The following is a 24,720-nucleotide window of genomic DNA, read 5'->3' on the forward strand; positions in this document are numbered from 1 at the left end:
GTAATACCAAATATTGATTCATATCAATTTAGTTGATTATTATGACTACGATCACATTCGTCAAATCATTTTTTCTCCAGAACGAATCGAGTCAGCTTTTTAGCATTTATATCAATCAATTGTTTAAATCCGCAAACAGTGTAATGATAATGAGAATTATTATTCTATCATTCTTTAATTTGTGACGCACAATCAATTACCCCCCAATCACTTTCAATATGAACCTAAATAGAGCGCAAAAAAAAACTCTAAGGATGATAAACACCCTCAGAGTTTTTTATGAAACATTAAATTTTATTATTTAATTTTCTTGATACGCACATCAGTTGGAACTGAAACTGGTGAGTTATCTTTAAAGTATTGCATTAACGCTTCGTTATCTGGCAGGCTATAAACACGGTCTTTACCTTGATTGAAAGCAGAGAAACGGCTACCACCTGTTGCTAAGAATTCATTCGCAGCAACACGATAGCTTTTGTTCATGTCTAGCGGCTTACCATTTAATTTCATTGATTTTTGAATGACTTTGTCACCCACTGGGCGGCTGTCATCCCACTCGTAATAAAAACCTTTAGAAACAGGCATGACCTGTGGACGAGCACGATCCCATTGCTGTTCAAGCGCTTGCTTAATTTGCGCACCTGTTAGCGACTGTGTGACAACCACGTTAGAGAATGGTTGGACAGTGAAAATATCACCATACGTCAATTCACCTGCTTTCATGTCAGCACGAATACCGCCACTGTTCATAAATGCAATTTGAGCACCGCCCGCTTCTTTGCTAGAGGCCGCATATAATTGACCATCAGCAATAATCTTACCTAAAGTTGAATCACCCGCAGGGAGTAATTTTTTATCCACATTGGCCGTTAAAGACCCCATCACTTGTTGCGAAATAGGTAACGCAATTTTTTCGTATTTTTGTACGAACGTGGTTAACTCAGGGTTCTTCTCATAGCGACTCGTTTCAACAGGGATATTTTTTGCATTGATGCTAACGATATCTTTCGTGTTTTTATCAATCTCAATGTTTAATTGAGACAATAAAGTCCCATTAGATTGGGCAGAAATGACGGTCATCCCATTGATTTCGCAATTATAAGCTTGGTGTGTATGACCGCTAATAACAAAGTCTACATTCGCATCTAATTGTTTGACGATATCGACAATTGGGCCTTTGATATTATCACAACGGTTAATATCTTTAACTTTGGTATCAACTTGTTGTGTTGCGCCTTCATGGATCAGAACACCGATACTGTTAATACCTTGTGATTTTAATAATTTCACTTGGTTATTAATAGTTTCAACTTCATTTTTGAATTCTAAACCTGCGGTTCCACTTGGAGTTACGATAGCCGGCGTACCTTCTAACGTTAAACCAATAAATGCCATTGGAACACCATCAAACTCTTTAATAAAGTAAGATGGGAACAGTGTTTCACCTGTTTCTTTAACAATAACGTTGGCAGCTAAGTAGTTAAAGTCAGCCCCTGCAAAGGAATCTTTACCCACACAACCAGCCGTTGGGTGACAGCCACCATTTTGCTTTCTCAGCAGCTCTTCTTTACCTTTGTCGAACTCATGGTTACCCACTGCACTGGTTTCCATACCAATCGCACTTAGCGCTTCAATAGTGGGTTCATCGTAGAACATTGATGACAATAGCGGACTTGCTCCGACTAAGTCACCTGCGCCCACAACGATGGTTTTATCGTTTTGCGCTCTTAATTGATTAACTAGCGTCGCAATTGACTCAATGCCACCTAGTTTACCATCGCCCGGTGCTTGTAAAGCCCCATGAAAATCATTTATACCAATGACTTGTACTTTTACTGTATCCGTATTTTTGGAAGCACAACCCGCCAAAAGTGCACCGGAAATGAGCAGTGTGAGTAATCCAATTTTATGTTTCATTTATCTTACCTTTTTTAATCCTTTTCAACTATCGACTACATTTTGAAACGATAAGTTGTTGTCATTGAACCAGATAACGAGTGTGCGCGACGTGAGTGGCCATCATATAATTTTGGCGTCGTGTAATCGTTTTCCTGACGATGGTGCCAGCCCAGACCACCACTTAACGAAACAGAAAGATTTTCAGTTGGTTTCCAATAACTAAATAGACCAAATTGACCTTGTTTTAATCTTTCACCTTCATATTTAAATTCTGAATAGTTAGTACGTGCGCCAACAGAAAGCTCTTTACTAATACGATACTCTGCGGCCATAGCGACCATGGTTTCACCATCACGTACGTAGTCGATATCTGCATAAGCTGGGGAGTTAAAGCGACCACGGGTGTTACCAATTGGGTTACGCGCAAACTGGCCGACACCATTTGCTTTTTTCGCTTGGGTATAAGTTAAACCTGTGCTTAACGTCCAAGGCGACTCAGGAATACGCCATTCTGCCGTTCCTGCATAGTGCCACGCACGTTTGTCAAAATTACGCTTCCCTTTTTGTTTATCGGTTTCAGTACGTTTACCATCACTACCGTATTCATGGTTATAGATTTGTGTACCAAGTGTCACATCTGAAGTCAGCTTATATTTTGCTTCTAAGCCTTGTTGACGGAATAAATCATCCGCTTGCCCATAGAAATAATGCACTTTCAATGGCTTAGTATTGTAGTTAATTCCACCGGTGATGACATGATTGACATTGTGTCGAACGCCATTTGCATCAGTAAAATACATAGCATCAATGTTTGGACTATCACGACGCATGACTTTCTTATCGAGATATAATAAATCCAAACTCCAGTCACTGATCGCAGTATTAGTGTAGTAACCGCTATAACTGTTCAATGATAAACGCTGTGAATTCGTGAAAATACCCGTATTTTTCAGCGTAAACCAACCTGCTTTCGCATTAAATTTTACTGGTTCAAGGTCCAGTTTTACTTTTGCATAACGTTGACCAATTTTGTTATACCCTTTCGCATGGCCATCATCGTTATATAAAATTGCACGGGAGGCGAAGTCTTTACTTGCCCCCAGTTTGATACCGCCGTAATAAGAGGCATCAAAACCAATGACATCCGCGAAATAACCTGATTTGAAATCTGCTTGGAAGTTTTGACCCCAAGCATTTGCGACTTGTTTTCTATAACGGTTTTCGTTTTTATCAAAACGGTTTTCTGTTTTTAAGTATTTCCACATGTTACGGGTTGACAGCTCTAGCTCCGAATCCGCAATGAATGAGTTTTCCTTGATAGAATCTTCCCAGTTGCTGGCATTTGCCATTGCTACCGCTAAATAGCAAGGAGAAAGCATTAATAACGCAATATTTTTAACTTTCATTGGAATAAACCTAGTTAATGATTATTTGAATTAATTTTATGCTGTGCCATGTTTCCATGAACAACAAAACACCATTTTTTATTTTTAGCTTAATAAAACAATTTCACTTAAAGACAAACGGACACATCCATTTCAAACACATAAGTCATTTTAAATATAAAATTCAATACAGTATTTCCCTGTATTTGTGTTTACTTATTACTATGAATAGAAATATTCCTTATAGGAATTCCAAAGTACATTATTGAATCAATAGCGATAAATACTCATATTTGGTGTTTGTTTGGCTTAAACCTCACATTACGGTACTGTATTTACCGACACCGCATTAATTCATTAAGAAAAAATTTCACTCTATTTTTTATGACAAAGTGTTCCCCTGAGAAATAATCATCTCAAATAAATTTGAATATTTAACTTAAAGTGCAACCATTAAATTGCTGTTTTTTTTAACTGATTACTTATCGCTCTAAATTGTCATAAATCTTTCATAATATGAATGCTATCGTAATTTTATGTCAATTAAAACGATCGCTGTCACAACGCGTTACATCAGTTGCATTAAACTACCTACCAACAGTGATCGCAGTCACACTTCATTTTAGGGGAATTTAAGGTATAAACCTTTATTTTGGATAGGGTTTCAGAATCAATTCATTTATAACCAGTTAAAACATAAATTTAAATGGATATCTGTAAACTGCTTTCTTTATAGATATAAAGAGTAATGAATAAAATATAACCTAATAAAAATTTTCACATGAATACATACTGTTTGTAGATATATATTCAATCCACAATTATTCTATATAGCACATCACAAGAGAAAGTACATTTCCCTACAGGCCAATTGCGATCAAGTAAATCTCGGATAAATGATAAGTATTATTTAGCTATCAAACGTTGTTTTACTTATCTTGTTTTTCATTTATTTAAATTTTCTTTAACTTTTGAAAGTAACCTATTTCATTATTAAATGGCTCAAAGTCATATTGAACACTTTTAATCGCATAAAAAGCAAGCTGTAATGCAAATTATTAGTTAATCATTTCATATAAACTAAAAATATAAATACCAACAAGTCAAACTATCAACAATTTCACTTTTTTATTTCAAACAATGAACCTTAAAATGATTAAATCAATAAAATACTCTCTAATTATTTTAGAGAGCAAAATAAATATTGATTGATTTTTATCTAATACGATTAGATATATTATTGTGATTAACTGTGCAATTATTGATAACGTTACGGGTAACTTTTAATATGAGCAATGATATCACCATCTTCTTTATACAAAATAGTGTCCCTTTGCTATGCGTATTTATGCAAAAAAGCCAGTAAATAAAATACTGGCTTTTAGATATACTAAATGTAATCGAAATTATTAGCGGTGTTCTTGCCAACGCTCATGTAAATCAACCAGTTGCCGATGACTTTCTTTCCAACGCTCAACGGCTTGTAGTTCTGTCAAACTGTATTGTCGACCACTATGATATAGTTTAGAGGCTTGGCTATCATATTGCTTCGGTAAGTTATCTAAAACACTGACGGCACCTTCACGATTATTACAGACTAAAATCATGTCACACCCCGCATTCAGTGAGGCCTGTGCTCTCTCAGGGTAACTCCCCATCACTGCCGCGCCTTCCATAGACAAATCATCAGAAAAGATGACCCCCTGGAAACCAAGCTGCTCACGCAATACCGATTTTAACCAAAATGGTGAACCGCTCGCGGGACGATCATCCGCTTGGGTATAAATAACATGGGCAGGCATAACCGCATCGAGTAACTCTCGTTGGATAAAGTCTTTAAAAATTAACATATCTTTACCACGGATCTTCTCCAACGTGCGATCATCCCGTGGCGTTTCTTTATGCGAGTCGGCTTTCACTGCACCATGACCAGGAAAGTGTTTCCCTGTCGTTTTCATACCCGCACTGCGCATACCTTTAATGAAACGCTCCGCCATAACCATCGCAATCTCTGGGTCTTCATGGAATGAGCGTTCACCTATCGCAATACTTTGATGACCAAGATCCAAAACAGGTGCAAAGCTAATATCAATATCCATGGCTATCATCTCTGATGCCATTAACCAGCCAGCCTCTTCAGCAAGCTTAGCACCATCCATTTCACTATTGAGTGCAGCAAATGCCTGAGCAGAAGGCAATGCGGTGAAACCATCACGAAAACGTTGTACTCGACCGCCTTCTTGGTCAACCGCTATCAGTAACCGGTGTCTTGATGCATCACGAATTTGGCGAACAAGTTCTCGTAATTGTGCTGCGTCATGAAAGTTACGGGTAAATAATATTAACCCTCCCACGGATGGGTGAGCTAATATTTCGCGCTCTTCGTTGTCCAATTCATAACCCTGAACATCTAGCATTATAGGACCCATAACATGCCTCACTTATTAAACTAATTAACTTAATCCGATACTGTTTTCTGATAGCCCTTGGCCATCAACCTAATAAACCAAAATATTGTCGTAATGACTGTGAGTGTAACAAAAAGTCAGATGACTGGCTTTCATGCCACTGCACTTCATACCACATTAATGTCATATATTTTACCCAAGGTGCCCACAATTGACAGCTTTCAGCCAATTGCTGTTTGTCTCGATAAGCACCGTGAATGTCACAATATTGCGTCAAGAAAAAACCTCGCTGAATATCACTCAGACCATTAAATTGAAAATAGGTTTCTAAAGAGAACGCGATATCTGTATTTGCCGCATATTCCCAATCCAATAACAGTAATCGCCCTGTTGGTGTGCAAACAATATTTTTAGCATGAATATCCATATGGGCAGGGGCAAGTTTTAGCGTTTTAGGAAAACCAGCAGAGGTGAAATGATGATGTAATTTTTTCCAACGAGGTGATAACCGTTTTTTATCGATTAAATAGCCATAATGCGATATTTCATCACGGAGTTGTAAGTGATACCCCAACAGTGGTGCGCGATGTAATTGTGTGACTATATTCGCAAGTTCGCACTGAAAACTAGACTGCAAAAAAACATGATTATCAGGGTGTTGCCCTTCACACCACCCTAATAATAACCATTGTGAATTTCGACCAATCACTTTCGGTGTAAAGGAAAAAGCACGTAATTGCTGTAATATCCGCGCTTCTTTCTTTCGGTTAACATACAACGCGGTTTGTGCATTTCCATCAGCACGTGCGATAAGCTTTACTTGGCTGCCAGGCAAAGAACATTGCAGCAAATAACTTCCTCCTGACAGCCCTGCTAGCGGGGACATTTCCCAATCTCGTACCGAGATTGTAGGAAAGCACGTCACTAACAGTTGAAAAAGTAACTGCGAGTTACTCAATATTGTGCTTTCCAGTCCAAATAATTTCACCTGATTGCACTTCCATCAATTGCATTTCAAGGCTTCTTTTTTTGTTTGAACCTGACATCACACTGTAAATGACATAATCCGCTTGGACATAGCGACCTAACCCAATTGCTTTGCTACGGGTTACCAAGCTGTCTTCTTGAGATAAACCGAGAGTTTTACGCGCAGAACTCACCACACTGGCAGGAACAACTTTAAAGCGATTTGTATTCTCAACTGCGGTTGTCATGGCTGATGTCACCGCTTGCACAGGTAATGAACCGTTCGTATTATTTTTCACTGAATCAACTAACAGGACTTTGCCGCTTTCAACGCCATCCTCAGTCACCATTTGGTTAACTAAAGGCGTAATAGACGCTGACCAATCTGTTGTTTGCTGTTTTGGTGGAGTTGGAACAACATCAATGGGTGGTGGCGTTACTTCAGGTTGCTTTTCCGGCTCTACGGGGACAATCGGTGGCTGAGTGCCAGGTTGTTGAGGTGGATATGAAGGGCACCCAGCCAAAATTAATGTAGCGGCAGCAACCATTAAGATGCGTTTCATTATTACTCTCCGGCCTTTGGCGATAAAAATACATGAACACGTACATTTGTTGCACGTGGAGAGGAAGTCACAGCACGAACTTTCGCAACGGAATTCGCTGCAATCGGCTGATACAAGGTATTTGAAGTTTCCACTTTTAACCCTTGCTTATCATACCAATATAAACGATAAGCAATAGTCACCACTTCAGATTGAGTATTACTCATATTAATCGTGGCAATGGTTTGATGGTTTTCACTACCTATCACTGGGTTTTCGACAATGACCCCTTGTGCGAGTACTGCTGGCTCCATAATGATGCGTTGTTGCTCATTAAAAACCAGCCCTTGTGTCTTTTTAAAGATGCAACCACTTAGCAACATTGTTACCAAAGCAAGTAATGCAATACGGTTCATTGTCGATCCCTTATCCCTTATTACTTAGCCAATAATGGCCCTAATGGACGACCACCCACTAGATGCATGTGGATATGAAAGACTTCTTGCCCCGAGTGTTCATTACAGTTCATGATTAAACGGTAACCATCCTCTGCAATCCCTTCTTCTTTGGCAATTTTAGCCGCAACAGTAAACAAACGGCCTAACGCAAGCTCGTCATCCGCAGTGACATCATTGACAGTCGGAATTAATTTATTAGGAATGATAAGAATGTGTGATGGTGTTTGTGGCGAAATGTCACGAAATGCCGTGACAAGTTCATCTTGATAAACCACATCTGCGGGGATCTCGCGACGGATAATTTTACTGAAAATCGTTTCTTCTGCCATTTCAATTTCCTTAGTCATTTAATCGTTCTTGTGAACTAATTTATACGTTACCTGTACCAACATTTAAATGAAACAAACGATTGAAGTTTTGCGTCGTAATTTCAGCGAGCTGTTCAACACTAACGCCCTTCAGTACTGCCATATATTCAATGACATCACGAACATACGCAGGTTCGTTTTCCCTACCACGGTGAGGAACAGGAGCCAAATAAGGTGAGTCAGTTTCAACTAAAATGCGATCTAAAGGGACAACACGAGCGGCTTCTCTAATTTGTTCTGCGTTACGAAATGTGACGATCCCTGAAAATGAGATATACATGCCTAAATCGAGTAGTTCCACTGCCGTATCTTTATCTTCAGTAAAGCAGTGTAATACCCCGCCACAATCCATCACGTTTTCTTCGTGCAAAATCGATAAGGTATCTTCTCGTGCCGCACGAGTATGCACAATGACTGGCTTATTAACTTCGCGACCAATGCGAATGTGCTGACGAAAAGACTCTTGTTGCAACGCGGCATTTTCTTGCTGGTAATAGTAATCCAGCCCGGTTTCCCCTAACGCAACGACCTCGTTTCCTGCGGCTAATTGTGCTAATCGAGCGAAATCATACCCTTCATCTAAATTAAGAGGATGGATACCACATGAAAAAGCGATATTGTCTCGCATGCCAATCATTTTCTTCATGCTTTCAAAACCATGCAACGTCGTTGCAACAGCTAACATAAAGTGAACATCACGAGCCGAGGCCTTTGCAATAACATCATCGACATTTGTGTGCAATTTTTCATAATCTAAACAGTCGAGATGACAGTGTGAATCAACAACAAACATATTTAACTCTTTTTAAAATGTAGGGACAGCCAGTGAAGCTTCCCATTGTAATAATTGATTTGTCAGGATCAGTTCCTGATTCAGAGCAGGAACTGTCATTAATTGATGACGGCAATATAACCACTTATCATACATATTTATTAACTGAGTACGATTCATAGCACCAGCTAATTGCAGGACTTGAGCTTGCTTATCTTGGTTGATGCAAAAAACCCCAGCCCCTTGTTGAATTTTAATCGCATCCGCAAATAAACTGAGTAACCAATTTAAGGCATCAGGCAGTTCATCGATATTCAAACTAGGCAGCAAACTCAGCATATCACCCGTTTGCAATGCGTGACTTAAACTATGGCACAGCGCATTACGTTTTTGCCAACGTTGTTCGTCCAGTAAGGCCAGCGCAGAAATTGGCGCACCTTGGCATATTTTTAATGCTGTTATCGCATTTTCAGTCGCAATACCCGGTTTTTGCTTTTGAAGCCAATAGAGCGCAATTTGTGAGTCAGGTGTTGGCAAGAAATGACTTAAACAGCGGCTGCGAATAGTCGCTAGCAAATTCTCTTGTTTATCACTTCCTAATAAAAAATAAGTATCCTTTGCAGGCTCTTCCAATGTTTTCAATAAGGCATTCGCTGCTGCATCTGTCAATGCTTCAACCTGTGGGATATACACCACTTTGTTGCCACCTTGCTGTGCATGGCGACTTAAGGTTTCAATTAATTTCCTAACTGCATCAACACTAACAGTAGATTTTCCTTTTTCTACTTCAATAATATGATAATCAGGATGATGACCTGCGAGCATCAAACGGCAACTATGGCACTGCCCACAGCTTTTTAACCCGTCTCTTTCTTGGCAAATAAGCCAACGACTCACGCCATAACACAGCGCTTGCGCCCCATTTCCCGGTATAGAATGAAGCAGTAACGCGTGGTGGCCTCGACCGCTTTGGTACGCAGTAATGATTTGTCGGTAAGGTTCATTTAACCAAGGATACCAATTCATGGGATTAATACCTTATGTGGTTTATCAGGCACGCGCGAGCCATTCTGTCAGCGTTTGCCGAATATCTTGCTGTACTTGCTCAATGTTTTGGCTTGCATCAATAGTGAGTATCGTTTTGTCGCCAGCAGCAAGTTCAAGATAACGGCTGCGTGTTCTTTCAAAAAAGGCTAACGATTCTTTTTCAATTCTATCTAATTCACCTCGTGACCTTGCACGCTGCAAACCTAATTCAGGTGGTAAATCAAGGTATAACGTTAATGAAGGTTTGAATTCACCTAGCACCAAGTCACGTAATGATTTCATTAAGTCGCGGTCAATCTCACGTCCGCCGCCCTGATAAGCTTGGGAAGATAAATCATGGCGATCACCCACCACCCATTTACCTGCTGCTAATGCAGGTTGGATCACTGTATCGACCAGTTGTACACGGGCAGCATATAGCATTAGCAACTCCGCCTTATCAGTAACTTTATCACCCGCAATACCTTGTTTTATCAGCTCGCGTAATTTCTCTGCTAATGGCGTGCCTCCCGGTTCACGGGTGAAAACAATATCCGTGATCCCTGCTTGGTTCAACGTTTCCACAACTGTATTGATTGCGGTCGTTTTACCAGCGCCTTCAAGTCCTTCAATAACAATAAATTGGTTTTTCATTTTTATCAGTTTTGCTGTTCAAATTGGCGGTAAACTTTAACGGCACGATTGTGGTCGTTTAAATTACGACTAAAAGTATGCCCACCTTTACCATCTGCGACAAAGAATATGTAATCCGTCTTAGCCGGATGCGCTGCTGCCTTCAGTGATGCAAGGCTTGGCATTGCAATCGGTGTTGGTGGCAAACCATCAATCTTATAGGTATTGTACGGTGTGTAATTATCTAAATCACTACGATAAATTTTACCACGATACTTTTCACCTAAACCATAGATGACTGTTGGGTCAGTTTGCAGACGCATATTTTTCTTTAGGCGATTAACAAACACCGAAGCGACTTGAGATCTTTCACTATCGATACCGGTTTCTTTCTCAATAATCGAAGCCATGATAAGCATTTCATAGGCATTTTTATAGGGTAAATCCCTATCACGCCCTTTCCACTCTTCATCAAGGCTATTTTGCATACGTTTATAGGCACGTTTCAAAATTTCAGCATCGGTTGTCCCTGCTGTGTATAAATAAGTGTCAGGATATAGCCACCCTTCTAAAGTGCCTTCCCCGTTAAAGCCAATGAGGGAATGCAGTTCAGTCGGGGTTAAGTTGGTAGTTTTAGGCTCTAAGTAAGGAGCGTCTCGTAAAATATTACCCCAATCACTTAAACGATTACCTTCGATAAAACGGATCGAAAACTGGGCTTCTTTTCCACTCACAATTAATTGTAATAGCTGTTCAACATTCATCCCCGGCTGCAAACGGTAAGTTCCCGCTTTTAGCTGAGCCAGTTCAGGTCGTAGTTTGAGTAACCATTGAAATTCATTCCCTTTTTCAAGAATGTTATCTTCAATAAGTAGCCCTTCAAACGCAACACGTCCAGTCCCCGCAGGCACCGTGAAGATTTTTTCTTGTGTGATGTTGATAGGCGTTTTGGCATAGTCCAATACTTGACGGTATTGCCAATAGACCGCAGCTGCGACAATAGCAGCCAAGGTAACGGCGATTAGAATGATTTTTTTGGCTAATTTCATTTATTGACCATTTCAATGCGTGTGTTGGTAATAATTAATTCATTTATAAAAACTAAATTTTGCAACGCAAAAATAAATACTCAAACAACTCGCGGGACGCAAATTGCAATGGTGGACACTGTTTATTCATTTGAATACTTTGTACCGGCAAAACAGGCATCAACGTATTACAAATGATCACTTCATCACAATGATTTAAAACATTAGCAAAGCGTTCGACCTGTTGAAGATGGTACTGGCTATCCTCTAACAGTGATATGATCTTTTGTCTCATTAATCCATTCACACCACTGTGAGATAAAATTGGAGTATACACAGTTTGCCCAACTCGCCAGAAAACATTCGCACTACAGCATTCAATAATAATGCCGTCGGTATCTAGCACAATCGCTTCATCTGCACCAAGTTCATCAACCTCTTGTCTAATAAGAACTTGTTCTAGGCGGTTGAGGTGTTTCATACCAGCTAACAATGGGTTACGAGCTAATGGAATTTGGCTAAGAACTAAGCGCGCTCCTTTGCACTGCAGTTGAACATAGTTATTTGTAAAGGGAGAAACGCTCACTATCACCGTCGGTGAAGTAAAACCTTTAGCACTATATCCCCGGCCTCCGACACCACGGCTCAGGATCACTTTAATCACAAACTCGTCTTGAGTTTGTTCTGTACAAATCTGCTTTAAGTGCTCTGCCAAGCTTTCCCAATCTGGCTGTGCAATTCTCAACCTCTGGCTATCATGTTTTAACCGAGCAATATGCTCATCTAGCATTTTAGCTTGCTGATTAACACCGTGTATGGTCGTAAAGCAGCCGTCCCCAAAAGAGACTGCGCGATCGGTAACACTTATTTGCTGGCAAAGCTGCCCATTAACCCAATATGACATTGATATTACTTATAATAAAAGCTGATAAATCAGACAGTAATCAAGTGGGATCATCATAAACTAAAGCGAAGAACTGTGCAAAGAACTGAAAAAAATAAAGCCCCAGCCACAATTAAGTGACTAGGGCTAATTAATAACGGTAGTAGATTAATTACTCGCCGTGATAACGACGGAAAATTAATGAACCGTTGGTACCACCAAAACCAAATGAATTACACAGAGCAAACTCCATGTTGTCCACTTTACGGGCTTCACCTGGAACAAAATCCAGTTTGCACGCTTCATCTGGGTTATCCAGATTGATGGTTGGTGGAACAATTTGTTCGCGCAATGACAAAATGGTGAAGATTGACTCAATAGCACCCGCTGCACCAAGTAAGTGCCCCGTCATTGATTTAGTTGAGCTGACTAATACGTCAGTACCTTCACCAAATACATTAATAACCGCTTGCGCTTCTGCCAAATCACCAGCAGGGGTTGAAGTACCGTGAGCATTGATATACCCCACGTCACTCGCTTTAATTCCTGCGTCATTCAGTGCGTTTTCCATTGCAAGTGCTGCACCCGCACCATTTTCAGGTGGTGATGTCATATGATAAGCATCACTGCTCATCCCAAAACCTGCAATTTCTGCATAAATTTTTGCACCACGCGCTTTGGCATGTTCATATTCTTCAAGAATAATGATACCTGCGCCGTCTCCCAGAACAAAGCCATCACGGTCTTTATCCCATGGGCGACTTGCCGCTTGCGGGTCATCGTTACGTGTTGATAATGCTCTTGCTGCACCGAAACCAGCTACACCGAGTGGTGTTGTCGCTTTTTCAGCACCGCCTGCAACCATTACATCCGCGTCACCGTAAGCAATCATACGTGCAGCATGGCCAATATTATGCACACCTGATGTACAGGCGGTTGCAATTGAAATACTTGGGCCACGGAAACCGTACATAATACTTAAATGACCAGCCACCATATTAATGATGGTTGATGGTACGAAGAATGGGCTTACCTTACGAGGTCCACCGTGCAGTAATGACTCACAGTTGTCCTGAATTAAGCCTAACCCACCAATACCAGAACCAATCGCTGCACCAATTCGGGTAGCATTGGCTTCTGTTACTTCCAATCCAGCATCTTTGAAGGCTTGAAAGCCAGCCGCGATACCATATTGGATAAATGGATCCATTTTCTTTGCATCTTTACGGGAGATGCCAAATTCTTCGTAATTGAAATCTTTTACTAAGCCAGCAAATTTAGTTGCGTGGTTAGTAGTATCAAAATGATCGATTAGGCTGATACCACTCTGTCCGTCACAAACAGCTTTCCATGATGACTCAACTGTGTTGCCGACAGGAGATAACATGCCCAGTCCGGTTACGACTACACGACGCTTAGACACGTATTTCCTCCAAGGAGGGAAAAGTTACAAAAGAAACATAGGCGATCGAGTGATCGCCTAGATAAGTTTTCGTACAATTATTTAGATGCGTTCTCGACGTAGTCAATCGCAGCCTGTACTGTTGTGATCTTTTCAGCTTCTTCGTCAGGGATTTCGCAATCGAACTCTTCTTCCAGAGCCATAACCAGCTCAACTGTGTCAAGAGAATCAGCGCCCAAGTCATCAACAAATGAAGCTGTATTTACAACTTCTTCCTCTTTAACACCCAGTTGTTCAACGATGATTTTCTTAACGCGTTCTTCGATAGTGCTCATACTATTAAAATTCCTATCAAAACTCGCTTTCGCGATGGTTTTCGTAGTTTATGAAATACAGGAAAAGATACAACCCAATCCCGGCTGTTGGAACTATTATTTTGCATTATTTAGCGTTGGATAACATTAAAAATGCAAATAGTTCCATCATTTCTTTAGATCATGTACATGCCACCATTGACATGCAATGTTTCACCTGTGATGTAAGCAGCTTCATCAGAAGCTAAAAACGCTACAGCACTGGCAATTTCTTGTGCATCACCCAGTCTATCCGCAGGAACCTGAGATAAAATGCCTGCACGCTGTTCATCTGTCAATGCTTTAGTCATATCAGTTTCGATAAAACCAGGTGCAACGACGTTGACAGTAATACCACGAGAAGCGACTTCACGAGCCAATGATTTGCTAAAACCAATCAACCCTGCTTTCGCTGCTGCATAGTTAGTTTGCCCCGCATTTCCCATTACACCAACAACGGATGCAATTGAAATAATACGTCCACAACGTTTTTTCATCATGGCACGCAAAACGGATTTAGACAAACGGTAAACGGATGAAAGATTGGTGTCAATGATATCTTGCCATTCATCTTCTTTCATACGCATCAATAGGTTATCACGAGTGATACCTGCATTATTAATCAAAATATCAATTTCACCAAATTCTTCGCGGATTTTGGTCAAAGTTTCTTCGATTGATGCTGTATCAGTCACGTTTAACGCTAAACCTTTACCTTTTCCATCAAGATAAGCAGTAATGGCTTCTGCGCCTTTTTCGCTGGTTGCTGTTCCGATAACAGTAGCACCGCGAGCAATTAGAGTTAAAGCAATCGCTTTACCAATTCCACGACTCGCGCCTGTTACCAGTGCAATTTTTCCTTCAAAGCTCATGTCGTCCTCAGCTATTTTCTAAAGCAGTGCTTAATGATACAGGATCATTGACTGCAACGGCAGTTAATTTAGAGACAATTCGCTTGGTAAGACCAGTCAATACTTTCCCTGGGCCTACTTCAATTAGATGTTCAACACCTTGATCTGCCATCAATTCTACTGTTTCCGTCCAGCGTACTGGATTATACAGTTGACGGACTAAAGCATCACGAATATTTTGTGCCGATTTCTCAATTTTAACATCAACATTGTTAATAACTGGATAGCCTGGCTCACAAAAATCAATTTTTTCTAACGCTTCGGCTAATTTATCAGCAGCTGGCTTCATTAATGCACAATGTGAAGGTACGCTAACGGATAATGGCAATGCACGTTTTGCACCCGCTTCTTTACATGCGACACCCGCACGTTCAACGGCCGCTTTTTCACCCGCAATCACAACTTGGCCCGGTGAATTAAAATTAACCGGTGAAACCACTTGACCTTGAGAGGCTTCTTGGCAGGCTTTTTCAATTGATTCGTTATCTAAACCAATGATGGCATACATTGCACCAGTGCCTTCAGGAACCGCTTCTTGCATGAGTTTCCCGCGCAATTCGACCAATTTAATCGCTTGTTTAAAGTCGATAACACCGGCACAAACTAAAGCTGAATACTCCCCAAGGCTGTGGCCTGCCATGATTGTAGGCATTACGCCATTTTTTTCTTTCCAAACACGGAAAATCGCCACAGACGCTGCTAATAAAGCAGGCTGTGTTTGCCATGTTTTATTTAATTCTTCTTCTGGCCCATTTTGTACTAACGCCCAGAGATCGTAACCCAATGCTTCCGATGCTTCAGCGAATGTTTGCTCAACCAACTGATTTTCTTCAGCCAGTGCCGCTAACATACCTAAAGACTGAGAACCCTGCCCGGGAAATACCATAGCAAATTGTGTCATGTCTATTTTCTCAGTTAATTAAAAACGAACCAATGCAGAGCCCCAAGTGAAACCACCACCGAAGGCTTCTAAAAGCACAAGTTGACCACGCTGAATACGGCCATCGCGCACCGCTTCATCCAACGCTGTAGGAACTGATGCTGCAGAAGTATTACCGTGACGGTCTAATGTGACAACGACTTTATCCATTGTCATATCTAATTTTTTTGCCGTCGCAGAAATAATTCTTAAATTTGCTTGATGTGGGACTAGCCAATCAAGTTCTTCTTTCGCAATGCCGCTCTGTGCTAATGTCTCATCAACAATATGAGCTAATTCGCGCACTGCAACCTTAAAGACTTCGTTACCTGTCATGGTTAAATATGCAGGGTCTTCAGAACAGCGGCTACGGTTAGGTAATGTGAGTAAATCCCCATAACGGCCATCGGCATGTAAATGTGTCGAAATAATACCCGGTTCTTCAGATTCACCAATAACAACAGCCCCTGCCGCATCACCAAATAAAATAATCGTGCCACGGTCTGCTGGGTCTAATGTTTTAGATAATGCATCGGCACCAATCACTAATGCTTTTTTGGTCATACCCGTTTTGACGAATTGATCAGCAATACTAATTGCATAGGTAAAACCTGCACATGCGGCTGCAACATCAAATGCGGCACAATCTTGAATGCCAAGCATTTGTTGGATTTGGCAAGCTGCACTAGGAAAAGCGTGAGTTGCTGATGTGGTTGCAACGATAATCAAGCCAATGTCAGTTGCATCAACTTGCGCCATGCTTAAAGCATTCTTCGCAGCATGAAACCCCATCACTGAGACACTTTCGTCTTCGTTAGCAATTCGTCTTTCATGTATGCCAGTGCGTGTCACAATCCATTCATCAGAAGTATCAACCATTTTTTCCAGATCAGCATTGGTACGTACTTGTGCTGGTAAGTAGCTGCCGGTTCCTAAGATTTTACTGTACATAGCCATAGGTTATTGATCACTCCTGGGTAAAACAATATTTAGTCGCGCTGTTATTCTTTCTGGGACTTGTTTTTCAACAGCTTGTACTGCGCGGTCAATAGCAGCTTTAAAAGCGCCTTCATTCGCTGCACCGTGACTCTTGATGACAATACCTTTTAATCCTAACAGAGTCGCACCGTTATACTGGTCGGGGTTCATGTCCCCAAAACGTTTCATTAAACGTTTTTTTAACCATTTTTTCGCTAGTTGCATAAACCAACTGCTTTTTTTATGTTGATCACCGGTCGATTTTATCAATGAAAGAATGACGCGTATTACGCCTTCCATCGTCTTCAATGAGACATTACCTGCGAAGCCGTCACACACTAACACATCGGTTTTACCTGTCAGTAACTCGTTACCTTCTACATAACCAATGTAGTTAATTGATGTCGTTTCTTTTAATACTGAGGCGGCTTCGCGGATATTATCCAACCCTTTACTCTCTTCTTCGCCAATATTCAGTAACGCAACTCTCGGTTTAGAAATGTTAACCACTTCCTCAGCCATCACGGAACCCATTACGGCAAATTGGACGAGCATATCACTACTACAGTTAACATTAGCGCCTAAATCTAGCACTACTGTTTGGCTTTTTTGCTGATTAGGTAAGATTGTCATTAGCGCTGGGCGCTCAATCCCCTCTATAGACTTTAGCATTAATTTCGCTAAGCCCATCAGCGCACCCGTATTCCCTGCACTCACGCACGCTTGTGCCTGCCCTGTCTTCACTAACTCTAAGGCCACTCGCATCGATGTTCCTTTACTTTGCCTTATCGCGTTTGATGGTTTTGCATCGTTTGCGATAATGCCGTCTGCAGGAATAATTTCGACACGCGAAATTTGCTCAGCACTTTGATGTGCAAGCAAAGGTTGAATGGCTTCGGGTTGACCGACAAGCAGTAATTTGAGTGCTGGATTAGATGCCAGTGCCTGCAATGCAGCAGGCACCGTGACGCGGGGACCAACATCCCCGCCCATAGCATCTAACGCAATGGTTAGATTAGCCAAGGTAACAACAAACTACTTGTTGATAACCTTACGGCCACGGTAGTAACCATCTGCAGTCACATGGTGACGCAGGTGAGTTTCACCGGAAGTTTTATCTACAGAAACTAGGGTTGCAGTCAGTGCATCATGTGAACGACGCATACCGCGTTTTGAACGAGTTGGTTTATTCTGTTGTACGGCCATTGACCTTACTCCTTAAGTACTTTTCTTTAAACTGGCTAATACGGCAAATGGGTTTGGTTTTTCTGCCTCAGGAGGCAGTTCACCATACACCATGTCCGCTACGGACACTTCACAGTGTTCAGAATCATGAACCGGAACCACTGGTAAGGATAGAATTATTTCATCTTCTATCATTCCCAGCAAATCTATTTCACCAAATTCATCAATTTGAATCGGTTCGTAGAGCTCCGGTAATGCTTCGGCCTTTTCGTCATTGACGACAGGACTAAAACAATACGATACGTAGGCATGATGCTTGAAATTTTTCCCGCAACGTTGGCATTGGAGGGTGAGATCCACATCGGATTTCCCTTCGATAACCGTGAGTCGTTGTTTATCAATATTAAATGATAATTCGGTTTCTACATCACTGTCTACACTGACTACTGATTCGGCAATTCGTGTAACTTGCTCAGATGTATAACTCCCAACATAGTCGAGGTTTTTCTGAGCTGCACGCTGCGCATCGATAGTCAGGGGTAATTTTACCTTTTGCATAAGGCGCGCATATTAACTTTGTAATGAGCTATAGTCAAAGAAAAAGGCGGGGTAAACTCGCCTTTTCACCAAAAAACCGTAGGTTTTACGTTTTATAGTTTAAAATGAGTTAACCCTTTTGGCTACGAGTTTCGAGAAAAATCATGAAATCGATTATTTTGGCGTCAACTTCGACATACCGACAAGCCCTATTAAAAAAGTTGGGATTACCTTTTTTAGCAGCGGCACCCAATATTGATGAGTCCCCTATATTAAATGAGTCAGCTCAAGCTTTAGTCATGCGTTTATCTCATGCAAAGGCTAGCGCACTCTCTGCTCAATACCCTCAGCATCTGGTAATTGGTTCTGATCAAGTTTGTGTTATTGATAATAAAATTATAGGAAAACCACATAATTTTGATAATGCGTTTCAACAACTTCAATCTGCGTCAGGGAATAAGGTTACTTTTTATACTGGCTTATGTTTACTTGATACTGAAACAGGTAAGTTTAATGTTGAGTGTGAACTATTTCATGTTCATTTCAGGCAACTATCTGATGAGGAAATCACTAATTACTTACTCAAAGATGAGCCTTATCAATGTGCTGGGAGTTTTAAATCAGAGGGGTTAGGGATCAGTTTATTTGAACGTTTAGAAGGACGTGACCCTAATACATTAGTTGGGCTTCCACTTATCTTATTACTCGAGATGTTACGTCAACACCAAGTCAACCCATTACTTAGTCTCTAACTATTTATACTGGCAGGAAAAACCTGCCAGTTAATTAAATGACTTACTTTTCTGCTTTACGGCTACGCAGTATTTTTAGGCAGTGATTCAACTGGTTATCTAATGGAGCGTGCAACCGCATCTCTTCACCCGTTTTAGGATGCGTAAATTTCAGTGCGCTCGCATGCAAAAATAAACGATTCAAACCTGTTCCTGTCAGTTGGCTATCAAATTGTTTGTCACCGTAACGGTCATCAAACGCAATTGGATGCCCTGCATAGAGAGTATGTACGCGAATTTGATGGGTACGTCCTGTGACGGGGCTCGCTTTTACTAAGGTTGCATTATCAAAACGTTCTTCCACTTTAAAGCGAGTCTCTGATGGTTTTCCTTCGCTACTCACTTTTACAACGCGCTCACCACTTTGTAGAATATTTTTGAGTAAAGGCGCTTGGACAACTTTCATATGTGACTGCCAGTTGCCTCTTACCAATGCTAAATAATCTTTTTGCATTTGCTTCAGTCGTAATTGTTCATGTAGCGCCCGAAGTGCTGAGCGTTTTTTAGCCACCAATAAAATGCCTGAGGTGTCTCTATCAAGACGATGAACCAATTCAAGAAAACGCGCTTCTGGGCGTAATGCTCTCAAGCCTTCGATAACACCAAAGCTTAAACCGCTTCCCCCATGAACGGCTGTACCAGACGGTTTATTCAGCACTAAGAGAACGTCATCTTCAAATAAAATGCAATTCGCTAATGCTGCGACCTTATCCAGCTTAGCAGAAACCGGGGCTGTTTCACGCTCAGCAACCCGAACAGGTGGAACGCGGACTTGGTCCCCTTCTGCCAATTTATATTCAGGCTTTATCCGCCCCTTGTTAACACGCACTTCCCCTTTGCGGATAATGCGATAAATCATACTTTTTGGGACACCCTTTAGTTTAGTGAGCAAAAAGTTATCGATACGTTGCCCAGCTTCGTCATCGCTGATGTCAATAAATTGAACTTGATTTTGTGTATTCATTCGGGAATGCGTTAACTCTAATTGATTAAAATATGCTCTTATTCGCTTTCACTATCATACCGACTCCACAAAATTTTTTATCTTTTTTTTTAATTTGGTTATTTTCTGCATGATTTATCCTATTTCTAAATAAAATTTCCATATAACTTCCGTATCCACTTGCTATAATGGCTATGGCAATGGAATAATATGAAGTTGCTGAGATGTTTAAAAAACGAAAGTTAACGTTTTATAGGATTTCTTATTTGATGGCGTAACAATGCAGCAATGGCGTAAGACATTTAGCAACATCAAATAAATTAGCGAGCAACGAATTTTGGCTTATTGGGTTAGGAACTTCCGTTTTCTTTAATAACTTACGGCATCCTGATTAAGAACGCTGAATTTTTAATCTAAAAATCAGGTTCACCGAATACTGCGCGTCTCTATACGAACGACTGCCGCGAGGCAGACGGTTTTGTAAAAATCACGAGGCCATCGGTTTACAGTAGCTCTTTCTTTCGCTGCTCTTATTTAAAAGAAAATAATGAGTAAGTAATAACATGAAAAGAATGCTAATAAACGCAACTCAACAGGAAGAGTTGCGTGTTGCCCTTGTTGACGGGCAACGCCTCTATGATTTGGATATTGAAAGTCCCGGTCATGAGCAAAAAAAGGCCAATATCTACAAAGGTAAAATCACCCGTATTGAACCTAGTCTTGAAGCCGCTTTTGTTGATTACGGCGCTGAAAGACACGGTTTCCTTCCTATCAAAGAAATCGCTCGTGAATACTTCCCAAGTAACTATCACTCTCAAGGCCGTCCTAACATTAAAGATGTGTTAAAAGAAGGCCAAGAAGTTATTGTTCAAGTGGATAAAGAAGAGCGTGGTAATAAAGGTGCTGCGTTAACGACCTTCATTAGCTTAGCAGGAAGTTACCTCGTTTTAATGCCTAATAACCCACGTGCGGGTGGTATTTCACGCCGTATTGAAGGCGAAGACCGAACGGAATTAAAAGAGGCGCTGTCTTCTTTAGAAATCCCTGATGGCATGGGGTTAATCGTTCGCACCGCAGGTGTAGGTAAATCGGCAGAATCACTGCAACAAGATTTACTCTACCGTTTACGTCATTGGGAAGCTATTCAAAAAGCGGCTGAAAATCGCCCTGCACCGTTCCTAATTCACCAAGAAAGTAACGTTATTGTTCGTGCATTCCGCGATTACCTACGCCCAGATATTGGTGAGATCCTGATCGACAACCCGAAAGTTGTCGAAATGGCTCGTAACCATATCGAAGCTATTGGTCGTGGTGATTTTGCAAGTAAAATCAAACACTACAGTGGTGATGTTCCACTCTTTAGTCACTACCAAATTGAATCACAAATCGAATCTGCGTTCCAACGTGAAGTTCGCTTACCGTCTGGCGGTGCATTAGTTATTGATACCACTGAAGCGTTAACTGCTATCGACATCAACTCTTCACGCTCAACACGTGGTGGTGATATCGAAGAAACGGCGTTCAATACTAACTTAGAAGCAGCCGATGAAATTGCTCGTCAATTACGTCTACGTGACTTAGGTGGTTTGATTGTTATCGACTTTATCGATATGACGCCAGTTAGGCATCAACGTGAAGTTGAAAACCGCTTACGTGAAGCTGTGCGCCAAGACCGTGCTCGTATTCAAATTGCCCGTATCTCTCGTTTTGGTTTATTGGAGATGTCACGTCAACGCTTGAGCCCTTCTTTAGGTGAATCAAGCCACCACGTATGCCCTCGCTGTACAGGAACGGGAACCATTCGTGACAACGAATCACTTTCTCTGTCTGTTCTTCGCCTTATTGAAGAAGAAGCGCTGAAAGAAAATACCCATGAGGTACATGCGATTGTTCCCGTACAAATTGCATCTTACCTATTGAATGAAAAACGCAAAGCGGTCAGTGATATCGAACAACGCCAAAGCCATGTTCGTGTTGTAGTTGTTCCTAATGACCAAATGCAAACTCCTCACTTCCACGTGATCCGTATCCGTAAAGGTGAAGAGGTAAATACTCTAAGCTATAACTTAGCTCAATATCACGAGACAGAAACTTTAACGCAAAGTGATGAAACTGCTGCTGAGCGTAAAGTACCTGAGCAACCTGCAATTTCTGCTTTTGCACTGCAAGAGCCTGTTGATGCATCTACAACTGTTAAGTTAAAAGAAGCCTCTACAAAAGCGCCGGTTAAACCAGCAACAGCAGAACCAGCAAAACCAGGTTTATTTAGCAAAATTGCTGCTTTCTTCAAGAACCTATTCGGTGAAGAAGAAAAAGTGGTAGAGAAGCCTGCACCAAAAAATCGTCATAATAATGATCGTCGTCGGAACAATGATCGTCGCAATAATAATCGCCGTAATAATAATCGTCGTGACCGCGATGATAATGAAACACGCGACAATCGTGACAATCGTGATAACCGCGACAATCGCAATAACCGCAATGCCTCATCGGATGATGCGAATAATCGTAATAAAGGCCGTAATAATAAGAATACGAGCCAACAAGACGAACAAACAACTGAGACTAACAATCGTGACAACCAGCAGCAACGTCGCGAGCAACGGACTGAGCGTCGCCGTCGCCAAGATGAAAAACGTCAACAGCAGGTGGCTAAAACCCAGCAAGATTCTCAGCAAAATAATGTTGAAGATGCAGTGGAAAAGGAAGAAGAACAACGTCCTGTTGCCCCTCGTCGTCAACGTCGTCAATTAGAGCAAAAAATTCGTGTTACTGATAACGAGCAGGTTATTGCTCCAGTTGAAACGACACCTGAAATAGCGCCTGCGCCAATTACTGCATTGCCTGCACCAATTGCCCCAGTGAGCCAAACTGAAGGTGAAGTACAAGCAGAAGAGCGTCAAAGCGCTGTGGCACAAACTGATGACGAAGAAAAGCAAGACACCATCATTCCACGTCGTTCACGTCGTTCACCACGTCATTTACGTGTCAGTGGGCAACGTCGTCGTCGCTACCGTGATGAACGTCATTTAACAAAATCACCAATGCCATTAGTTGCTGCAGTTGCCTCACCTGAGCTCGCATCTGGCAAAGTATTTATTCATTACCCGATTACCCAGTCTCAACAAGAGAGCATGGCAATCATCACTAATGAAGAAATGCTTGAACAACAAAGTGTTAATGAAGCTTCTGTAACTGAAACTGCAAATGTTACCGCGTCACAAAGTCATGTGACTGTTGCCCCTGTCGTCGCTGAAGACGTTAAACTCGAGTCTCAGGACACGACTGTAGAAACTTCTTTAGTTAACGAACCAACCGCTGTCGAGCACATTGTTGAACCAGCTCCAGTTATTGTCGAAGAGAAAACTGGTGTTTCGCAAGAAGTTGAAACCGTCGAAGCTGTAAAAGAAACTGTAGCAATAGTGGCTGACGTTATTGAGCCACAGGTTGAAATAGCTCAAACAGAAGTGGCTGAAAGCGTTACTATCGCGGACGAACAAACGGCGCCCGTTATTGTTAATGAAAAGATCAATGACGTGGTTGAAGAAGTACAGCATGCTGAAGTTGCTGTCACTACATCAGTTGAGGTTGCCCGTATCGAGGAAGTTATCGAACCTGTTGCAGCGGTTGAGCCTGCTGCGGTAGCAAGCAGCCCAGCGGTCAGCTTACACAAACGCCATGCTTATTCTCCAATGACAAAAGCGCCAGCACCTACAACTGCCGCTGCACCATTTGAGATAACAGAGTATCAGCGTGAAGCCTCTACCTTTGAAGGTAAAGGTGGCGCAGGTGGCCATGTTGCTTCAAACGTCGCAACCTCTGCAATGGCAAAACCATCTAGTCACTAAAACTTAATAGTTTTAAAACACCGAAGCCTTGATAGGAAACTATCAAGGCTTTTTTATTACAATATAATTTAAAAATTTCATCACCTCGTCGTTTTTTTACATTGTATTCTCACCCAATTCATGTTTATATTACTGTGTTTTTGTACAGTTTATTTATAAAGAAAAGGGAAATCCATGTTAAAAGTCATTGCGGAAGATTTTATTAAAACTGAGGCGATTGAAATAGTTATGCCACTATATCGTGAATTAGTCGCTGCAACCAAACAAGAACCATTGTGTATCAGTTACGACCTTTACGTTGACCAAAAAGATCCGGGGCACTTTATTTTTATCGAGGAGTGGCCGAATCAAGAAGCACTAGATATTCACTGTGCCAGCGAACATTTTCAGCGCCTTGTTCCACTCATAAATAGCTATAAGCGGTCGGACCCTATTATCAAACTGATGAATGGTGCGTTTGAATAAGCGCATTAGTTAAACGAGAT

The 24,720-nt window shown here is 41.3% G+C and carries 24 protein-coding genes; 3 read left to right on the top strand and 21 right to left on the bottom strand.

Annotated features, from left to right (window positions below; translation table 11 throughout):
* Positions 1 to 297 precede the first annotated feature (297 nt).
* The 20 genes from PR800_RS05985 to yceD all read right to left on the bottom strand — a co-directional run bounded on the left by PR800_RS05985 (position 298) and on the right by yceD (position 18,674).
* Positions 298 to 1,917, bottom strand: coding sequence for a bifunctional metallophosphatase/5'-nucleotidase (locus tag PR800_RS05985; protein WP_102137735.1), 1,620 nt, complete (start codon positions 1,915 to 1,917; stop codon positions 298 to 300).
* Positions 1,918 to 1,952: 35 nt separating this feature from the next.
* Positions 1,953 to 3,305, bottom strand: a complete 1,353-nt coding sequence (locus PR800_RS05990; RefSeq protein ID WP_102137734.1) for an OprD family outer membrane porin — start codon at positions 3,303 to 3,305, stop codon at positions 1,953 to 1,955.
* A 1,388-nt stretch (positions 3,306 to 4,693) separates the two neighbouring features.
* Positions 4,694 to 5,713: a beta-N-acetylhexosaminidase gene (gene nagZ / locus PR800_RS05995; RefSeq protein ID WP_166264657.1), complete on the bottom strand. Its 1,020-nt coding sequence runs from the start codon at positions 5,711 to 5,713 to the stop codon at positions 4,694 to 4,696.
* A gap of 64 nt (positions 5,714 to 5,777) precedes the next feature.
* Positions 5,778 to 6,578: a phosphotransferase gene (locus PR800_RS06000; RefSeq protein ID WP_272530384.1), complete on the bottom strand. Its 801-nt coding sequence runs from the start codon at positions 6,576 to 6,578 to the stop codon at positions 5,778 to 5,780.
* Positions 6,579 to 6,642: 64 nt separating this feature from the next.
* Entirely contained in the window at positions 6,643 to 7,221 is a 579-nt protein-coding gene (gene lpoB / locus PR800_RS06005) for a penicillin-binding protein activator LpoB (protein WP_272530385.1), read from the bottom strand.
* 2 nt (positions 7,222 to 7,223) lie between these two features.
* Positions 7,224 to 7,616: a YcfL family protein gene (locus PR800_RS06010; RefSeq protein WP_102137730.1), complete on the bottom strand. Its 393-nt coding sequence runs from the start codon at positions 7,614 to 7,616 to the stop codon at positions 7,224 to 7,226.
* A gap of 20 nt (positions 7,617 to 7,636) precedes the next feature.
* Complete coding sequence (gene hinT / locus PR800_RS06015) at positions 7,637 to 7,987, bottom strand: purine nucleoside phosphoramidase (protein ID WP_102137729.1); 351 nt, start codon at positions 7,985 to 7,987, stop codon at positions 7,637 to 7,639.
* 40 nt (positions 7,988 to 8,027) lie between these two features.
* Positions 8,028 to 8,819 carry a metal-dependent hydrolase gene (locus tag PR800_RS06020; protein WP_272530387.1) on the bottom strand — a complete coding sequence of 264 codons (792 nt, stop codon included), beginning with the start codon at positions 8,817 to 8,819 and terminating at the stop codon, positions 8,028 to 8,030.
* 12 nt (positions 8,820 to 8,831) lie between these two features.
* On the bottom strand, positions 8,832 to 9,824 hold the full coding sequence (gene holB / locus PR800_RS06025) for a DNA polymerase III subunit delta' (RefSeq protein WP_272530388.1): 993 nt from the start codon (positions 9,822 to 9,824) through the stop codon (positions 8,832 to 8,834).
* 24 nt (positions 9,825 to 9,848) lie between these two features.
* Positions 9,849 to 10,478, bottom strand: a complete 630-nt coding sequence (gene tmk / locus PR800_RS06030) for a dTMP kinase (RefSeq protein ID WP_166264649.1) — start codon at positions 10,476 to 10,478, stop codon at positions 9,849 to 9,851.
* 5 nt (positions 10,479 to 10,483) lie between these two features.
* Positions 10,484 to 11,506, bottom strand: coding sequence for an endolytic transglycosylase MltG (gene mltG, locus PR800_RS06035; RefSeq protein ID WP_166264647.1), 1,023 nt, complete (start codon positions 11,504 to 11,506; stop codon positions 10,484 to 10,486).
* A 52-nt stretch (positions 11,507 to 11,558) separates the two neighbouring features.
* Positions 11,559 to 12,389 (bottom strand): aminodeoxychorismate lyase, encoded by an 831-nt coding sequence (gene pabC / locus PR800_RS06040; protein WP_195697340.1) that lies wholly within the window; start codon positions 12,387 to 12,389, stop codon positions 11,559 to 11,561.
* Positions 12,390 to 12,540: 151 nt separating this feature from the next.
* Positions 12,541 to 13,791, bottom strand: a complete 1,251-nt coding sequence (gene fabF / locus PR800_RS06045) for a beta-ketoacyl-ACP synthase II (protein WP_102137723.1) — start codon at positions 13,789 to 13,791, stop codon at positions 12,541 to 12,543.
* Positions 13,792 to 13,868: 77 nt separating this feature from the next.
* Positions 13,869 to 14,105, bottom strand: coding sequence for an acyl carrier protein (acpP, locus tag PR800_RS06050; RefSeq protein ID WP_004253236.1), 237 nt, complete (start codon positions 14,103 to 14,105; stop codon positions 13,869 to 13,871).
* Between the two features lie 155 nt (positions 14,106 to 14,260).
* Entirely contained in the window at positions 14,261 to 14,995 is a 735-nt protein-coding gene (gene fabG / locus PR800_RS06055) for a 3-oxoacyl-ACP reductase FabG (protein ID WP_102137722.1), read from the bottom strand.
* Between the two features lie 7 nt (positions 14,996 to 15,002).
* Complete coding sequence (gene fabD / locus PR800_RS06060) at positions 15,003 to 15,935, bottom strand: ACP S-malonyltransferase (RefSeq protein ID WP_102137721.1); 933 nt, start codon at positions 15,933 to 15,935, stop codon at positions 15,003 to 15,005.
* 18 nt (positions 15,936 to 15,953) lie between these two features.
* Positions 15,954 to 16,904 (bottom strand): beta-ketoacyl-ACP synthase III, encoded by a 951-nt coding sequence (locus tag PR800_RS06065; RefSeq protein ID WP_102137805.1) that lies wholly within the window; start codon positions 16,902 to 16,904, stop codon positions 15,954 to 15,956.
* A 9-nt stretch (positions 16,905 to 16,913) separates the two neighbouring features.
* The gene (gene plsX / locus PR800_RS06070) at positions 16,914 to 17,954 is read right to left on the bottom strand and encodes a phosphate acyltransferase PlsX (RefSeq protein WP_102137720.1); all 1,041 of its coding nucleotides are present in this window, start codon (positions 17,952 to 17,954) and stop codon (positions 16,914 to 16,916) included.
* Between the two features lie 12 nt (positions 17,955 to 17,966).
* Complete coding sequence (gene rpmF, locus PR800_RS06075) at positions 17,967 to 18,137, bottom strand: 50S ribosomal protein L32 (protein WP_004253223.1); 171 nt, start codon at positions 18,135 to 18,137, stop codon at positions 17,967 to 17,969.
* Positions 18,138 to 18,149: 12 nt separating this feature from the next.
* On the bottom strand, positions 18,150 to 18,674 hold the full coding sequence (gene yceD / locus PR800_RS06080; protein WP_102137719.1) for a 23S rRNA accumulation protein YceD: 525 nt from the start codon (positions 18,672 to 18,674) through the stop codon (positions 18,150 to 18,152).
* Between the two features lie 143 nt (positions 18,675 to 18,817).
* Between yceD and PR800_RS06085 the strand changes: the two genes are divergently transcribed.
* Complete coding sequence (locus PR800_RS06085) at positions 18,818 to 19,405, top strand: Maf family protein (RefSeq protein WP_102137718.1); 588 nt, start codon at positions 18,818 to 18,820, stop codon at positions 19,403 to 19,405.
* Between the two features lie 43 nt (positions 19,406 to 19,448).
* On the opposite strand, the gene rluC is transcribed toward PR800_RS06085, so the two are convergent.
* Complete coding sequence (rluC, locus tag PR800_RS06090; protein ID WP_210842901.1) at positions 19,449 to 20,408, bottom strand: 23S rRNA pseudouridine(955/2504/2580) synthase RluC; 960 nt, start codon at positions 20,406 to 20,408, stop codon at positions 19,449 to 19,451.
* 542 nt (positions 20,409 to 20,950) lie between these two features.
* Here rluC and rne point away from each other — a divergent pair.
* The gene (rne, locus tag PR800_RS06095) at positions 20,951 to 24,235 is read left to right on the top strand and encodes a ribonuclease E (RefSeq protein ID WP_272530389.1); all 3,285 of its coding nucleotides are present in this window, start codon (positions 20,951 to 20,953) and stop codon (positions 24,233 to 24,235) included.
* 174 nt (positions 24,236 to 24,409) lie between these two features.
* Positions 24,410 to 24,700 (top strand): putative quinol monooxygenase, encoded by a 291-nt coding sequence (locus tag PR800_RS06100; protein WP_102137715.1) that lies wholly within the window; start codon positions 24,410 to 24,412, stop codon positions 24,698 to 24,700.
* Positions 24,701 to 24,720: the final 20 nt, after the last annotated feature.

The organism is Providencia sp. PROV205 (assembly GCF_028479505.1).
Classification (GTDB): Bacteria; Pseudomonadota; Gammaproteobacteria; order Enterobacterales; family Enterobacteriaceae; genus Providencia; species Providencia huaxiensis.

Excerpts from the sequence above, each read along its gene's own strand:
- rne (WP_272530389.1), top strand. The coding sequence starts at position 20,951 with ATGAAAAGAATGCTAATAAACGCAACTCAACAGGAAGAGTTGCGTGTT.
- PR800_RS05990 (WP_102137734.1), bottom strand. The coding sequence starts at position 3,305 with ATGAAAGTTAAAAATATTGCGTTATTAATGCTTTCTCCTTGCTATTTA.
- fabD (WP_102137721.1), bottom strand. The coding sequence starts at position 15,935 with ATGACACAATTTGCTATGGTATTTCCCGGGCAGGGTTCTCAGTCTTTA.
- acpP (WP_004253236.1), bottom strand. The coding sequence starts at position 14,105 with ATGAGCACTATCGAAGAACGCGTTAAGAAAATCATCGTTGAACAACTG.
- hinT (WP_102137729.1), bottom strand. The coding sequence starts at position 7,987 with ATGGCAGAAGAAACGATTTTCAGTAAAATTATCCGTCGCGAGATCCCC.
- fabG (WP_102137722.1), bottom strand. The coding sequence starts at position 14,995 with ATGAGCTTTGAAGGAAAAATTGCACTGGTAACAGGCGCGAGTCGTGGA.
- pabC (WP_195697340.1), bottom strand. The coding sequence starts at position 12,389 with ATGTCATATTGGGTTAATGGGCAGCTTTGCCAGCAAATAAGTGTTACC.
- tmk (WP_166264649.1), bottom strand. The coding sequence starts at position 10,478 with ATGAAAAACCAATTTATTGTTATTGAAGGACTTGAAGGCGCTGGTAAA.
- lpoB (WP_272530385.1), bottom strand. The coding sequence starts at position 7,221 with ATGAAACGCATCTTAATGGTTGCTGCCGCTACATTAATTTTGGCTGGG.
- holB (WP_272530388.1), bottom strand. The coding sequence starts at position 9,824 with ATGAATTGGTATCCTTGGTTAAATGAACCTTACCGACAAATCATTACT.
- mltG (WP_166264647.1), bottom strand. The coding sequence starts at position 11,506 with ATGAAATTAGCCAAAAAAATCATTCTAATCGCCGTTACCTTGGCTGCT.
- PR800_RS06000 (WP_272530384.1), bottom strand. The coding sequence starts at position 6,578 with ATGTCCCCGCTAGCAGGGCTGTCAGGAGGAAGTTATTTGCTGCAATGT.
- PR800_RS06020 (WP_272530387.1), bottom strand. The coding sequence starts at position 8,819 with ATGTTTGTTGTTGATTCACACTGTCATCTCGACTGTTTAGATTATGAA.
- yceD (WP_102137719.1), bottom strand. The coding sequence starts at position 18,674 with ATGCAAAAGGTAAAATTACCCCTGACTATCGATGCGCAGCGTGCAGCT.
- rpmF (WP_004253223.1), bottom strand. The coding sequence starts at position 18,137 with ATGGCCGTACAACAGAATAAACCAACTCGTTCAAAACGCGGTATGCGT.
- PR800_RS06010 (WP_102137730.1), bottom strand. The coding sequence starts at position 7,616 with ATGAACCGTATTGCATTACTTGCTTTGGTAACAATGTTGCTAAGTGGT.
- PR800_RS06085 (WP_102137718.1), top strand. The coding sequence starts at position 18,818 with ATGAAATCGATTATTTTGGCGTCAACTTCGACATACCGACAAGCCCTA.
- PR800_RS06065 (WP_102137805.1), bottom strand. The coding sequence starts at position 16,904 with ATGTACAGTAAAATCTTAGGAACCGGCAGCTACTTACCAGCACAAGTA.
- nagZ (WP_166264657.1), bottom strand. The coding sequence starts at position 5,713 with ATGGGTCCTATAATGCTAGATGTTCAGGGTTATGAATTGGACAACGAA.
- PR800_RS06100 (WP_102137715.1), top strand. The coding sequence starts at position 24,410 with ATGTTAAAAGTCATTGCGGAAGATTTTATTAAAACTGAGGCGATTGAA.
- PR800_RS05985 (WP_102137735.1), bottom strand. The coding sequence starts at position 1,917 with ATGAAACATAAAATTGGATTACTCACACTGCTCATTTCCGGTGCACTT.
- rluC (WP_210842901.1), bottom strand. The coding sequence starts at position 20,408 with ATGAATACACAAAATCAAGTTCAATTTATTGACATCAGCGATGACGAA.